Source organism: Pseudoalteromonas sp. MMG010 (assembly GCF_018100905.1).
GTDB lineage: Bacteria > Pseudomonadota > Gammaproteobacteria > Enterobacterales > Alteromonadaceae > Pseudoalteromonas.
The window spans coordinates 13116-28035 of the sequence record NZ_JAGJEG010000006.1 but is presented as its reverse complement, the minus strand read 5'-3'; the positions used below and the strand labels follow the sequence as shown (position 1 = coordinate 28035).

At 37.7% G+C, this 14920-nt stretch carries 14 protein-coding genes; 9 read left to right on the top strand and 5 right to left on the bottom strand.

The window, feature by feature from the left end; translation table 11 throughout:
* The first annotated feature begins 2 nt into the window (after nucleotides 1–2).
* The 7 genes from J8L70_RS08010 to J8L70_RS07980 all read left to right on the top strand — a co-directional run bounded on the left by J8L70_RS08010 (nucleotide 3) and on the right by J8L70_RS07980 (nucleotide 6136).
* On the top strand, nucleotides 3–671 hold the full coding sequence (locus J8L70_RS08010; RefSeq protein ID WP_211055023.1) for a Crp/Fnr family transcriptional regulator: 669 nt from the start codon (nucleotides 3–5) through the stop codon (nucleotides 669–671).
* Nucleotides 672–750: 79 nt separating this feature from the next.
* Nucleotides 751–1254: an Mpo1-like protein gene (locus J8L70_RS08005; protein ID WP_211055022.1), complete on the top strand. Its 504-nt coding sequence runs from the start codon at nucleotides 751–753 to the stop codon at nucleotides 1252–1254.
* A gap of 6 nt (nucleotides 1255–1260) precedes the next feature.
* Nucleotides 1261–2052 (top strand): SDR family oxidoreductase, encoded by a 792-nt coding sequence (locus J8L70_RS08000; RefSeq protein WP_211055021.1) that lies wholly within the window; start codon nucleotides 1261–1263, stop codon nucleotides 2050–2052.
* 41 nt (nucleotides 2053–2093) lie between these two features.
* The gene (locus J8L70_RS07995; RefSeq protein ID WP_211055020.1) at nucleotides 2094–2525 is read left to right on the top strand and encodes a GNAT family N-acetyltransferase; all 432 of its coding nucleotides are present in this window, start codon (nucleotides 2094–2096) and stop codon (nucleotides 2523–2525) included.
* A 247-nt stretch (nucleotides 2526–2772) separates the two neighbouring features.
* The gene (locus J8L70_RS07990; protein ID WP_211055019.1) at nucleotides 2773–3816 is read left to right on the top strand and encodes an FAD-binding oxidoreductase; all 1044 of its coding nucleotides are present in this window, start codon (nucleotides 2773–2775) and stop codon (nucleotides 3814–3816) included.
* Nucleotides 3813–4865 carry an acyl-CoA desaturase gene (locus J8L70_RS07985; RefSeq protein ID WP_211055018.1) on the top strand — a complete coding sequence of 351 codons (1053 nt, stop codon included), beginning with the start codon at nucleotides 3813–3815 and terminating at the stop codon, nucleotides 4863–4865. The genes J8L70_RS07990 and J8L70_RS07985 overlap by 4 nt, the downstream gene beginning before the upstream one ends.
* Before the next feature lie 269 nt (nucleotides 4866–5134).
* The gene (locus J8L70_RS07980) at nucleotides 5135–6136 is read left to right on the top strand and encodes a branched-chain amino acid aminotransferase (RefSeq protein ID WP_348772142.1); all 1002 of its coding nucleotides are present in this window, start codon (nucleotides 5135–5137) and stop codon (nucleotides 6134–6136) included.
* Nucleotides 6137–6217: 81 nt separating this feature from the next.
* Here the strand turns inward: J8L70_RS07980 and J8L70_RS07975 are convergent, their stop codons facing one another.
* From J8L70_RS07975 to J8L70_RS07965, 3 genes are all read right to left on the bottom strand, one after another.
* Nucleotides 6218–8734: a TonB-dependent receptor gene (locus J8L70_RS07975; RefSeq protein ID WP_247664750.1), complete on the bottom strand. Its 2517-nt coding sequence runs from the start codon at nucleotides 8732–8734 to the stop codon at nucleotides 6218–6220.
* Between the two features lie 456 nt (nucleotides 8735–9190).
* Complete coding sequence (locus tag J8L70_RS07970; RefSeq protein ID WP_211055015.1) at nucleotides 9191–9496, bottom strand: DUF962 domain-containing protein; 306 nt, start codon at nucleotides 9494–9496, stop codon at nucleotides 9191–9193.
* 3 nt (nucleotides 9497–9499) lie between these two features.
* Complete coding sequence (locus J8L70_RS07965) at nucleotides 9500–10792, bottom strand: anti-phage deoxyguanosine triphosphatase (protein WP_211055014.1); 1293 nt, start codon at nucleotides 10790–10792, stop codon at nucleotides 9500–9502.
* A gap of 166 nt (nucleotides 10793–10958) precedes the next feature.
* On the opposite strand from J8L70_RS07965, the gene J8L70_RS07960 reads away from it, so the two are divergent.
* Nucleotides 10959–11762, top strand: a complete 804-nt coding sequence (locus tag J8L70_RS07960) for a glucosaminidase domain-containing protein (RefSeq protein WP_211055013.1) — start codon at nucleotides 10959–10961, stop codon at nucleotides 11760–11762.
* A gap of 19 nt (nucleotides 11763–11781) precedes the next feature.
* The gene (locus J8L70_RS07955; protein ID WP_247664749.1) at nucleotides 11782–12420 is read left to right on the top strand and encodes a DUF2987 domain-containing protein; all 639 of its coding nucleotides are present in this window, start codon (nucleotides 11782–11784) and stop codon (nucleotides 12418–12420) included.
* 37 nt (nucleotides 12421–12457) lie between these two features.
* Here the strand turns inward: J8L70_RS07955 and J8L70_RS07950 are convergent, their stop codons facing one another.
* Both J8L70_RS07950 and J8L70_RS07945 read right to left on the bottom strand, forming a co-directional pair.
* Nucleotides 12458–13468 carry a LacI family DNA-binding transcriptional regulator gene (locus tag J8L70_RS07950; protein WP_211055012.1) on the bottom strand — a complete coding sequence of 337 codons (1011 nt, stop codon included), beginning with the start codon at nucleotides 13466–13468 and terminating at the stop codon, nucleotides 12458–12460.
* Nucleotides 13469–13563: 95 nt separating this feature from the next.
* Nucleotides 13564–14886 carry a glycoside-pentoside-hexuronide (GPH):cation symporter gene (locus tag J8L70_RS07945; protein WP_211055011.1) on the bottom strand — a complete coding sequence of 441 codons (1323 nt, stop codon included), beginning with the start codon at nucleotides 14884–14886 and terminating at the stop codon, nucleotides 13564–13566.
* Nucleotides 14887–14920 lie beyond the last annotated feature (34 nt).

The following is a 14920-nucleotide window of genomic DNA, read 5'->3' as shown; positions in this document are numbered from 1 at the left end:
AGATGACACAATTACAGCTTTTAAAAAAAGGGCGTTGGTTTTGCGACCGTGATAGCCATTTACAAGACGCATTATTTGGTTGTGGCAAAATACTTAACTTAAACGCAGGTGAGTCATTATTTTTAAGAGGCGATAATCACGATGGGATTTACGCGGTAATTAATGGTGTTGCGCGTATTTCTGGGGTAAACAGCCAAGGTAAAGAAGCCGTTTTAAGCTTTATTGATGCTGGGTTATGGTTTGGTGAAGTGACCTTATTTGATAATGGTGTACGTACTCATGATGTAATAGCCCAAACGAATTTACAGGTTTTTTTTGTACCGCAAAACAAATTAGCGCAATTACTGAAAACATACCCACAATATTGGCAAGACTTTGGTTTACTGCTTGCACAAAAATTGCGTATGTTGTTTATTTCTTTAGAAGATTACGCACTTCTATCTGCAGAGCAACGTTTAGTAAAACGTTTATTATTATTGTGCAGCCATATTGATAACCCCACAGCATATACATTTAATTTATCTCAACAACAACTTGCAGATATGACTTATTTATCGAGACAGACAACCAACCAATTACTTAAAAAACTGCAAGCAAAGGCAGTGATCACCCTACAGTACAACCAATTAACAATAATTAATAAAAGCCTATTAGAACAATTAGCGCACTAATATATACATTGTCGTCTAGGCGACAGAGTGCCTATTTATAAACTTGCTATAGTGAAAAAAACACACACAGGTATTTTATATGAAAACACTACAACAGCAATTGGGTAACTATGGTCTTTATCATCGCTCTAAGCGTAATGTGATGACCCACTTTATCGGTATTCCATTAATTGTTTTTGCCATTATTTGTTTACTGGCACGTTTAGAATTTGTTAGCACGCAGTTTAGTTTTAATGCGGCCCACATTGTGATGCTTGCCTTTGTTTTTTACTATGTAATTTTAAGTGTTTCATTAGGTTTAATGATGGCTGTATTGTTGTTTTTGTTAACTATACTTGCTCAACCTATTGCACATCTTAGTTTTAGTTTGTGGTTATGCACCAGTATTGGCATTTTTATTTTTGGTTGGCTATTACAATTTATTGGTCATTTTTTTGAGGGAAAAAAACCGGCGTTTGTTGATGACTTAATTGGCTTGGTGATTGGCCCTTTGTATGTGCTTGCTGAGCTACTGTTTATATTTGGCTTATATAAAAACCTTGAAGAGCAAATTAATGAAATAGCAGGCCCTACTAAAGAGTAATAATGTATGGATTTAAATAATAAAACGGTGTGGATCACAGGTGCATCATCTGGAATAGGGCGTGCTTTAGCATTAGAGTGCGCAGAACATGGCGCAAGTGTCATATTATCTGCCAGAAATACAGAAAAATTAACGGCATTAAAAAACACACTCCCTGGTGATGGTCATTTAGTTATTACTATTGATTTATCCAAACCAGAACACGTGTATGACGATATAACTAAATTAATGCCAACGTTACCCCCAATAGATATATTAATTAATAATGGGGGGGTATCGCAACGTAGTTTGTTTTTAGAAAATGACTTTAAAGTGTATCGCCAATTAATGGAGGTAAATTACTTTGGTTTAGTGGCATTAACCAAGGCTGTGTTACCGTCTATGGTTGCTAGAAAACATGGAAGTGTTGTTGCCATTAGTAGTGTAGCGGGTAAAGTTGGTTCAAAATTTAGAACTGGTTATTCGGGCTCTAAATATGCCGTAGTTGGATTTATGGATTGTTTGCGTGCAGAAGTTGCACAATATAACATTAATTGTTTGACTATATGCCCTGGGTCTATAAAAACAAATATTGCTCATAACTCCTTAAATAATCAGGGTGTAGCGCAAAATAAAGCAGAAGATTCGATTGAAAATGGCATGGATGTATCGCTTGCGGCTAAAAAAATGGTTAAAGCAATACAAGCAAATAAACAAGAAATCGTTATTGGCAAAGGGTTAAGCAAATGGTCTGTGACCATTAAGCGTTTTTTTCCAACCTTATTTAATTATTTAACGGCTAAAGTGGAATATCGCTAAAATATATATAGCGCAAACGTTATTCACACCGAGGATAATATATGAATCATAACAACTTCTTTATTAGTACCGATCAGCAAAAGTTAGATTTTGATGTGATTTATCAATTTATATCGAATAGCTATTGGGCCAAAGACATACCGTGTAGCTTAATGCAAAAAGCGATTGAAAACGCGTTATGTTTTGGCGTTTATACTGGGCAAAATGAACAAGTTGGTTTTGCTCGTGTTATCACTGATAGTGCGACCTTTGCTTACTTAGCAGATGTATTTATTGTGCCAACATATCAGGGAATGGGCCTAAGTAAATACTTAATGAACACAATAATAACCCATGAGCAATTACAAGGGTTGCGTCGGTTTATGCTTGCAACTAGCGATGCGCATGGATTATATAAACAATTTGGCTTTACTGAACTAAATGAGCCAAATCTCTTTTTGCAAATTTCGCGGGTAAACCCATACCAAACATGATGTTATTTTAATTTATAGACCTCGCTTAAGTTTATTAACGTCCATACTCTGCATTCAATTAATGTTTAAATTCACATAAAGTTATTAAAAATCAAAAATATAAACTATTTTTTTTGGTTTTCTATTTTTGCATTTAGATTAATTACTCTAATCCCCTTGAATTTTAATTTTTTCAGCGTACACTTGTGCGCTTAAAATTGAGCGTACATGTGTACTCTCAAAGTTTTTGTGATTTAGAGACACCTTTATGATTACGTCAGCATTAAATACGTTTTCTCAATGGTTTTTACACCATGAGAGTTTTGCCGGTTATATAGAACCAATAATTCAAACCATAAAACCTTCATACCGTGCGGGTTATTACCGTGCGCAGGTTAAAAACATACAATTAAAACCCGATGATTATTTGCAGCTAGAATTAAAGCCGCAAAGGGGCTGGTCTGGTTTTATTGCTGGGCAACACCTTAATTTAACTGTTGAAATGAATGGTCGATTGCTTACCCGTGTATTTACTATTGCAAGTAGCGTGGCCGATTATAAAATCAATGGTTGTATTCGTTTATTAATTAAAACCACTGCACACACCCGCTTTACGTCGCAACTGATTACATATTTAGCAAAAGGTGATTGGTGCAATATTTCGCCGGCAATGGGGGGATTTGTATTTAAACCATCAGCGCAACCAGTTGTGTTTATTGCTGCAGGCTCCGGTATAACCCCCATTATTGCAATGTTAAAACAGCATTTAGCCAATGTAAGTGAAAAAACAAAGTTAGTGTATTACGCAAAAGTAAATATGCATCAATTAGTTACCGAATTACAGCAATTAGCGCAGTTACATACTCACTTTTCATACGTGCTATTAACGCGCAACGATGCAAGCGATATCACCTCTGATATTAATATTAGTGAAAAGCCTGATATTTATTGTTGCGGGCCAAATGGTTTTATGGATGTTGTTCGTGTTTTTGCAACAAAGCATCAGCTTACTTATTACCAAGAAGCCTTTGGCTTAACTCTTCCACCCATTGAAGATGAAAATATATTTAGTCTACAAATAGGGGCTTTAACTCATCAAGTTAGTAGTACTGAACCCTTATTAAATCAGTTTGAAAAACAAAATATTGCAGCTAAACGTGGTTGTGGCATTGGTATTTGCCATCAATGTCAGTGTGTTAAAAAGTCGGGTATTGTACGCAATTTAAAAACGGGTGAGTTATCAGATAATGGCGAGCAATTGATTCAACTATGTATTAGTCAGCCTTTAAGTGATCTGGAGATAAAAGCATGAACAACATTAACTTTAGTGAACTAGAGCAGGATCTTAATAAAATAAAAATGGATACCTTGGCTCAAGTTGGCCAACAAGATGCCGATTACATTCGACGCGTTGTACGTAAGCAACGTATATGCGAATTCTCTGGTCGGGTATTAATTATGTTGGGTTTATTGCAACCTGTTTTGTGGGTTGTTGGTGTATTACTTTTAGCATTAGCTAAAATTTTAGATAATATGGAAATCGGCCACAATGTGATGCATGGCCAATACGATTGGATGAACGATAAACAGCTCAACTCTAAAAGTTATGAGTGGGATATTGCCTGCGATGGCCAAAGTTGGCATCGGGTGCACAATTTCGAGCATCATACTTATACCAATATTATTGGTAAAGATCGTGACTTTGGCTATGGTTTGCTGCGTTTAAGTAATGATTTTAAATGGCGATTAAAAAATAGCTGGCAGTTTATCACTTACTTAAATTTAACCGTGTTATTTCAGTGGGGTGTTTCGTACCATGAGTTAGCCGCTGAACGCGTGTTTATGGGTAAAAAGAAAGAAAACCGTGAAAGTTTAGTAACAGACTCACAATTAAAACGCGGTTTTTTCAGTAAAGGTGCTCGGCAAATAATTAAAGATTATATTTTATTTCCGGCCTTAGCTGGACCATTTTTTTTGTGGGTTTTAGTTGCTAACGTCGTGGCTAACTTAATTCGCAATATATGGACCTCTACCATTATTTTTTGTGGTCATTTTACTGAGCAAACCGAAACCTTTAACGAGCAAGATTGCGAAAACGAAAGCCAAGGTCAATGGTATTATCGCCAGGTACTGGGCTCTTCAAATATTAAAGGGCCGCATTGGTTTCATGTTTTAACGGGGCACTTAAGTTGTCAAATCGAGCACCATTTATTTCCTGATTTACCTTCATCGCGTTATCAACAAATTGCACCACAGGTTAATGCTGTTTTAGATAAACATGGCATTGCCTATAATACCGGGAGTTTCTTTAGCCAATATGGCTCGGTATTAAAGCGAATATTACGTTATTCGTTTTCATAACTTGTAAATGGCATAACCTGAGCAAAAAAGCCTCAGGTTGTGCCATTTCTTATATATTTCTTTAGTGTTTTATTTTCTTTTAAATTTCCCATTTTTACATGGTAAAAGTCGGGTTGAGCCATATCAGCTACAATGTCATTTATTTTTGTGTGCTTTATAACCAGTACTTGCAAAAAATTCTTTTTGTTATTTAAAAAACCACGACTTTAGCTATGGTTAAATGTGGTGCGTCTGTCATACAATGGTGACAAGCAATCCACACAAAGGAAATAAAAATGGCCGCATTTGGTACTGTGTTTATGCCACAGATGATTCAAGCTCGCTTTGCTGATAACGCATGGGGTGAAAGCTCAATTGTTCCTTCAGACAAATTAGAATTACATGCCGGTGCGCATGTCTTACATTATTCAAGCACATGTTTTGAAGGGTTAAAGGCATTTCGTCATGAAGATGGCTCTATAAACCTATTTCGAATGGATGCAAATATTGCGCGTATGCAGCAAAGCTCTGCTTTATTAAGCCTACCTAGCTTTGATAGCGATATGCTAAAAAATATGATTATTGATATTGTGCGTGAATATGCTGATGATACCCCATTGCCACCAGGCTCAATGTATATTCGTCCAACACATATTGGAACAGAGGCTGCAATAGGTAAAGCCGCGGCTCCTTCGCTGACTTCGCTGTTATATACATTATTATCACCGGTAGGTGATTACTTTACTGCAGGCGCTAAAGCACTGCGAGTATTGTTAGAAGAAGATGGGATGCGCTGTGCACCACATATGGGCATGGTAAAAAGTGGTGGTAACTACGCCAGTGCTTTATCGCCTATTTCGGCTGCACGCGATAAATACCAAGCAGATCAAATACTATTTTGCCCAGGCGGTGATGTTCAAGAAACCGGCGCTGCGAATTTTATACTCATTGATGGAAACGAAATCATAACCAAAGCACTTGATAGCTCGTTTTTACACGGAGTAACGCGTAATAGTATTTTAGTGCTGGCAAAAGATTTAGGCATGACAGTAAGTGAACGTAACTTTACTGTTGATGAGTTATTAGAACGCGCTGCTAAGCCAGGCACAGAAGCTGCACTGTCAGGCACTGCGGCTGTTTTAACGTCGGTAGGAACCTTTATTCATAACGATAAAGAATACAAAGTTGGTAGCGGTGAACCCGGCCCAACAACCGCACGCTTACGCCAAGCATTAAACGACATTCAATGGGGTAAAGCACCTGACATACATGGTTGGTTAACTAAAATTTAATTGTTATACAAAATTTAAATTATAAAAAAGCCATCTTAGTAAGATGGCTTTTTATTAGCTAAATAATTGCATTAAGCAATATTAGAATGTCATTTCAATTTTCCCGTAAACGTAACGACCATTAAAGCCATACGGAGAAAAACCTGAGTATGAGAAAATACGAGAGAATGTAGACACTTCGTCAACTAACTCCCTGGTTGCATCAGGGTAAACGTCGAAAATATTATTAGCACCTAAGCTAAAGGTTAACGTGTCACTGATTGAGTATGCAACATCTAAGTCGGTTACCCATTTAGCACGTAATACTTCAGTTAAACCCTCTGTTGCAGATGGATCTTGTGTTTCACCATAACGCGTTGCACGTAATGTTGTACGTAAATCATCCATGCTCCATACGGCACTTAAGTTATATTTGTCTTTCGGTGTACTTACTTCAAAGCGTCTAAGCTCAGTACCAGAGAATAAATTGTCTTGATCTACGCCGGCACTTTGCAATTCTGCTGGTGGGTCTATGATATCGGTAACTTCGTTTTTACCGTAGTTATAGCCTAGGTTAAAGGCAACATCACCATAATCTTGTATAGCTAAATTATACGAGGCAACAATATCAACACCACTGGTTTTGCTATCAATAGCATTTAAGAAAAATCGCCCTTGAGTAGCACCAGTGCCTTCAAGTAGCTCTTCTACGCCTGCACCCGATAAGTTATTTGACAACACGATACGATCTTCAATAATAATTTGATAGTAATCAACCGATAAGCTGAAGTCGTTTTCTGTAGTCCAAGTAAAACCAACGCCATAGTTCTTTGCTTTTTCAGCATCTAAACCCGGTGAACCCAGTGCTTTTGCAACATCACTACCAGGGGCGAATGTACCTGTTTCGGTAGGTTCGTTATCAACAAATACGGTAGCAACAGAAGTAAAGTATTGCTGTTGCAGTGAAGGGGCTCTAAAGCCCGTTGATATAGAAGCACGTAATGCAAAGTCTTCTGTTAGGGTGTAACGCGTAGCGAGTTTACCATTTATTGTATCGCCAAAATCAGAGTAATCTTCGTAACGTGCGGCTACGGTAAGGTTCCAATCATCGGTAATATACGCTTCTAAATCGGCATATAAACTAATGTTATGGCGACTGTTATCACCTTCTGATTCTGGAGTGAAACCTGGGAATACTTGCGAACCAGCAGAGCCAAACGGGCCATCTACTGGATCGGTTTCATCGCCATATGGACCATATGTGCCTTGTGCATAAGAGGCTTCTTCACCGGCTTTAATTTGGTAGCCTTCGCGGCGGTATTCTGCACCAACGGCAACATTAATACCACTGGCTAAAAAGTCGACGTCAATTTCACGGCTAAAGTCGATATTTAGTGTTAATTGGTCATAAATTAATGAACCTGCATCAAAAGTGGTTTGGCTAGTGGGACCATATGAGGTGTTTAAACTATTGGTTACCCCAAAAGCAAAATCATCTTCACCATACACAGCAGAAACATCATAATTCCATTGCTCTAAATAACCTTTAACACCCGCGGCTAACGAAAAGTCGTTAATATCTGATGTGATCACAGGTAAAAAGCCATCGGGGTATATTTCAACTACATTACGGCTATCTGATGCACGTCGATAAAAACCTGCGCCTTCACCTTCACGTTTACTGTACGAGCCAAAAGAGTAAAAATCTGCATCATTAGATAATTGGTAGCCAGCATTATAAAATACGGCTAAGTCTTCAACGTTACCATTACCAAAGTTGTGATTGTAACGATCCCAGGTGAATTCGCGTGGATCGAGTGAACCATCGTCTAAACGGTCGTAGTTTTCACGTTGATCGTAATCAGCACGATTAGTTGAGTGACGGTCGCGGTATTCAGTTGAGATATTAACAAAACCATTATCACCTAGCTCTAAGCCAACGTTGCCGCGTAAGGTAAGCGTTTGGCCGTCGGTTAAAGAGCGATCGCTACCTTCTTCAAATGCTAAATCACCGTTATCATCAGCATAAACAGATTCTAACTGTGGAACACCATCCATTTGCGTTACATTCGCGCCATAGATTGCCGACACAGAGCCACCACTGCTGGCACTTTTTAGTACGATGTTTATAACACCCGCGATAGCATCTGAACCGTACTGTGCAGCTGCACCATCGCGTAATACTTCAATACGTTCAATGGCATTTGCTGGGATCGCATTTAAATCGACAGAAGATGAACCACGCCCCGTAGAGCCATTTAAGTTTAAAAGTGCGCTACTATGGCGGCGTTTACCATTGACTAACACTAAGGTGTGATCTGGAGCAAGGCCACGTAATTGCGCAGGGCGTACATGGTCACTACCATCGGTAACAGACGCTTGTGGGAAGTTAAAACTTGGCAATAAAGCACTTAATAAACCGTTTGTTTCAGTTTGCCCTGAGCTACTTAGGGTATCAGCACCGATAATATCGATAGGAACAGGGCTATCTTCTATGGTACGTCCAATGCGTCGAGAACCGATAACACTTATTTGCTCAATTTGCTCTTCTACTTGTGCTTCTTGCTCGGCGCCATACGCTGAAATTGAGCCAGTAAATGCAGCAACCGCACTAAGCATTGCTAAGGATTTAACAGATTGCTTGGTAAATGCTCGCTTTTTCAGTTGTTTCATATTGTCATCCTAGTTGTTTATTATTGTTACTTCTTTTACATAAACTTACCCTTGCTTAACATTTTAGGTCAATTGAATTTGATTCACGTGTGAATTAGTTTTTTTTAAAGTGCTTTATTTATAATAAGCCTTTACTTAGATAAATTATCTATTATTACGCGCTATTACTTTGTGATTTAAATTAATTATTGAAGGAAGTTGTTGCTAAAGTCGTCGATATTGTCACGAATATGGTTTGTTTAAAGCATTTTTGTTTTTTACGAAAATTAAACAGGAGGATTGTTAAATCGCCATAATTACGATAATTTTTATTCTTTAATGAGATTAACTTTTTGTTTTCTATATTAAATAAATCTAACTATAAAGTTTTAGAATTGTGTCTTAATGAATAAAAAATGTAAATTACCATGTGATTTTACCTACTAATATATCTTTAAACATGACCCAATCAGCCCACAAACTATAAATAGGATAAGTAAATGTAGCCGGTCGGTTTTTTTCAAAAAAGTAATGCCCAACCCATGCAAAGCCATAACCGAGTATAGGTATGCTCCATAAAATTTGATAAACGTTTGTTATTATAGATAAAACACAAACAGCTATAATTAAACAACTGCCAATAAAGTGTAAACGCCGGCACACCGTATTTTGGTGCTCAGATAAGTAGTAGGGGTAAAATTGCTTAAATGAAGTATATTTTTTTTGCATTATTTATAGGCTCGGAGAAAATAAACGTTGATAAGTTTTGTAAGCGTATTCGTCACTCATTCCACTTAAATAATCACAAATAATACGCATACCTTGGTGTTTTTTTTCGGCTTCAATGTACATCGCTTGGGTTGTTTCGGGTAATAACCTAAGTGGATCACTGGCAAATGCGCTAAACAAATCTATCAGCAAATTTTGCCCTTTAAATTCTATTTGTTGCATTTGTGGATCTCGAATTAAACGCTGATATACAAAGGTTTTTAGTACCTGTAATACGCTTGCATATTCACTGTCGAGTTTAGCAGTATATTTTAAAATAGGGCATTCAAAACGCTCATCTTGCATAGCTAAACTGATATTGATAATAAATGAGTTAACTAATTCACCTATGGCGTCTTTGCGTTCGTAGTCGTTTTTAGAAAATAATCGAGTACTTAGTGATGCAAGTAGATTATCAAGCCAGTTAATTTTAAGCGCCTGTAACTTGGGTAATGCGTGAGTTTGCCAATCATCAAGTGTTAAAACATGAGTTGCAATGGCATCTTCTAGGTCGTGAACCGCATAAGCGATATCGTCTGCATGTTCCATAATTGCACAATCAAGTGATTTATAAAGTGTTTTAGCTCGATAACCGTCGATTGGTTTTGATTGGCTTAATAAGCTTTTATCGTGATTCGACAATGAGGCCGTCACCCAATCAAAGATGGCTTTATCATCTGAGTATAAACCTTTTGCAGGGCGCCAATCATCGGCTTTTATATAACGGTTATTGCTGCTGGTATGTGCAATTGTGTGCCAAAGCGTATCTATAAACTCAGGATACTTAATAAAACCAAGTAGTGTACGACGGGTTAAGTTCATACCATGGCCATTACTATAAGGCTCTAATTTAGCCACTATACGCAATGTTTGAGCATTACCTTCAAACCCACCGTGTTCTCGCATCATATAATTTAACGCAATCTCACCACCATGACCAAACGGCGGGTGACCAATATCGTGTGCTAAACACAAGGTTTCGAGTAAACCGGTAGGAGGGAAGTGTGTAAAGTCAGGGTGCTGTGCTTTTAAATGACGTAAAATTCCACTACCAATTTGTGATACTTCTAATGAGTGGGTTAGGCGTGTGCGGTAAAAGTCGTTTAAACCAATTCCCATTATTTGTGTTTTAGCTTGTAAACGTCTAAAAGCAGCAGCGTGAATAATACGAGAACGGTCTATTTGCCAAGGGGAGCGATTATCGTTTGGGCGATGCTTATGTTGTTCAATTATTCGAGCTTGCCATTGATAGTCCATACTACTTACTCATTTTATAATTTAAGCTAATAGCAAATTAGTATACCGATGGCGTGGTAAAATGCGAGTGCCTAAGAGGAGTTGTTAGCCTTTATTTATTCGCTTAGGTATAATTGGCCTTTGTTTATTTTTGTAATATGTTGCATACGTTTAATTGAGAGAGTTTATGATTAAAGCTTTATTGAAGTTGTTAGTGGCGGTGTTTTTTATTTGGGCACTTGCCGACCCTTTTTTATCTAGTACAAATTCGGATAAGACAGATCAGCCATTGCAGCAAAAAAAGCAGCCAGAACAAGAAAAACCATTACATAATGTAAAGTTACCTGATTTTTCAAGCTATAAAGATGTAAAAGAAAAAAAACGTGCTTTTTTTAATTTTATAAAACCACATGTTAAAGCCGAAAATAAAAAAATACTTACGCAACGCGCACAACTTGATATTGCAAAATTAATGTTAGATCACGAGCAACCTCTAACTAAAAAACAGCACCGTAATTTAACTAAAATACTAACACAGTATGGATTACCCCAAACGATTAGTAGCTATAACTTAGCGTTGGCATTGAACTATGTTGATATTATTCCAAAGGAATTAGTACTAATACAAGCGGCAAAAGAGTCTGCATGGGGGACCTCTCGGTTTGCTCGTATTGGTTTAAACTTTTTTGGCCAATGGTGTTATAGCAAAGGCTGCGGCATGATACCAAAACGCAGAAATGCGGGTGATGTTCATGAAGTTGCAGCATTTAAATCAGTCAGCGCTGCAGTACACGCTTATTTTAAAAATATAAATACGCATGATGCTTATAAAGCGTTACGTGCAATTAGAGCCGATTTACGTTTGCAGCAAGCGCCTATTGATGCAATAAAGCTAACTCAAGGGCTTAAGTCGTATTCTGAACGAGGCGAACCATACATCAACGAGCTAAATAAAATGATTAACCAAAATAGAGTTTATTTTAATGACTAAAATACTAAGTAATACGCTTATGACACTTGGGTTATTTGTGATCACGGCAATAAACAGTGTCTACGCGAAAGAATTTGTGATGTCTTACGATGGTTTTTATGATCGCCTAAAAGTAGTAAATAAAGGGGATTTTCAATATGCACAGGTTAATTTTTATATTAGTGATATTGGCACTAATCAAACATGTGCCATTAAAAGTGGCACTATTTTAACCGAAAAAAATGAATACCCGTTAAATTTTACAGAGCATGCACAATTACTTTTACCATTTGATAAGCAGCTTGATACCGATAAAGCGGTGGTTGTTGTCGAACCGGTCAATCCTCTGCATGACTGCCAATTAAAACTGCAAATAGAGGCGAAAGAGTTCTCATCGTTGGCCTTTACTAAGCACAATTTGTTTATTGTTCATAATGAATTAGATAAGCTTTTAACAGACCTATCTGGTTTCTTTGTTAGTAAATTAATGTGGTTTTTATTACCTGAACAAAAAGGGGTGGTGGTCACGTTTACTCAACCACAAGACTTTTCTTCTTTAGGTGTAAAGTGTGAACAAACTGTTTGCTATTTTGCGGTTGATGATAGCTATGAGCAAAACACACAGTTAATTGCCGCTGATGTACAGATAGTTAAAGTAACCCCTTGGATAGCTAAATAAATTTAAAGTGGGTAAAAAGTAGATAATCCATTAAAAATTATGGGTTATCTACACACTGTGCAATAGAGTCTCTCGTTAATAAAGTTGGTTCGAATACACGTTGTATTTGCTCAATTTTATGCAGGTAAACATCTTTTAATACTAACTTAGCTGCCATTTCACCCATTTTAGAAACGGGGTTATCAATAGTTGCAAGTGTCGGGTAAAGGTAGTTAGCAAAAATTACATTATCAAACCCAATAACAGATAAATCATTGGGAAGAGAATAGCCATGTTCTCGCGCATACTTCATGGCGCCAGAGGCCATTTCGTCATTAGCACACACCACGGCACTAAACGAAAATTTATTATCTATAAAATGTTTTAAGCCATTGCTACCACTGGTTTCTTTAAAGTCGCCATGATAAAAAAGCTGTTCATTAAATTGGATGTTATGCTCAGCTAACGCATGTTGATGGCCCGTGTAACGGTTTCTTGCATCAGATTTAAACTGCGGTCCAGAAATATAAGCAATGTTTTTATGGCCCAGATCTATCATTGCTTTTGTTGCTAAATAGCCACCCACTTGATTGTCTAGACTAATACATTGGTTTTTAAGCGTTTCGATGTGTCTATTTACAAAATAAAGCGGTGTTTTACCTTTACTCAATTCAATTAAGTATTCATCACTGAGTGCTTCAACATGCATAATAATTGCATCGCAATTTCGGCTAATTAAAAAATCAATGCCTTCTTTTTCTTTTTGCTCGTTACTATGACCTGCGGTAATAATAACATGTTTGCCCGCGGCTCTAAGTGACGACTCGATACTTGCCATCATTTGGCCAAAGAAAGGGCCTTGTAACTCAGAAACTAAAATGCCTACGCTGTTGGTTCTATTTGAAGCTAAAGATTGGGCTATAGAGTTTGGTCTGTAGCCAAGTTGCTCCATGGCATCAAGTACTTTTTGTTTGGTTTTGTCACTGACCCGGGTGTTTTTGTTCATTACTCGAGAGACGGTCGCTAAAGAAACCCCTGCAAGTTCTGAAACTTGGTATATCGTGGCCATAAACATCCTATTTAAAAATTATAATTGCTACTTACATTATGAGTAAGTAGCAGGCTAACTTAGTTGCAAATAATACCTGAGCCATTCTTTATAAACTACAACACACCAAGCTTTGACTGAATTTTTTCGACTTTTTGCGTCGTTAATGTGTACTTGCTCATAATCGCTGCGACGGCAAATGAGCCAATCGCTGGGAGTAGTGTAAATGAGAGCAAAATGCCTTGCTGAGTCATTTCGGTTTGTTGAGCGTCAGCTTGGTAATCATAAAATGCAAGCATCCAACCAGCCATTGCACCGCCTAACGCAACCCCCATTTTTATAAAGAAGATCACACCAGAATAAACCAATCCGGTGATTCGACTACCGGTTTTATCGTGGCCGTAATCTATGGTGTCGGCCATTTTAGCCCAAAGTAGCGGGGTGGCCATATCTAAAAAGAATTTCCAGGCAATAAATGCGGCAAAAGCAAGGAACAGCTGATCACTTTTAATAAAAAAGCTAGCGGCACAAATCGTTGCAGCAATAAGCTGTAAGCCGATGTAGGCTTTTATTTTACATACACGCTGCGCTAATGGCTGTGCTAAAGCGCAACCTATCATACTGGCGATAACCCCTAAGGTCATAAATGAAGTGATTAAGTCTTCTCGGGCTAAATAATACTTTACGTAATATACCGCAAGGGTAAAGCGCAGTACCTGACCGGTTAATAAAAAAAGCGCCGCTAAACACAAAATACGCCATTGGTCGTTTTGCCATAGGGATTTTGCACTGTGTATAAATGAAATATTTTGCTCTGTCGGTTGCGTAATGCGCTCTTTGGTACCTATAAAGCAAAGTAAAAACATAACCAAGCCTAATAAACTCATGGTGGTCATGGTGTATTGATACCCTTTAGCGGCATCGCCTTGGCCAAAGTATTCAACCATAGGCATTGTACATGCTGCGACGATAACACCGCCTAACATGCCAAACACAAAACGATATGATTGCACAGTAACGCGCTCTTTAGCATCGGTGGTTATTACACCGCCTAAAGCACAGTAAGGAATATTAATTGCGGTATATGCAACCATTAATAGTGAATAGGTAGAAAAGGCATAAATAATTTTATCGTCGCCCGTTAAATCGGGAGTGGTAAACGCTAAAATACTAATAAGTGCAAAGGGTAAAGAAAGCCATAACAAGTAAGGCCTAAAATGGCCCCAGCGAGTATGGGTTTTGTCGGCAATATTACCCATAATAGGGTCTGTGATGGCATCAAATACCCGTACGGCTAAAAACATAGACCCTACAACTGCGGGGGATAAACCCACCACATCGGTATAGTAAAGCATTAAAAACATCATCACAGTTTGAAAAATAATATTGCTGGCTGTGTCACCTAACCCATACGCTATTTTTTCTCTTATACTGACCATTGTCGTGTATCTCGTTTTATAAAATATGTGTGTT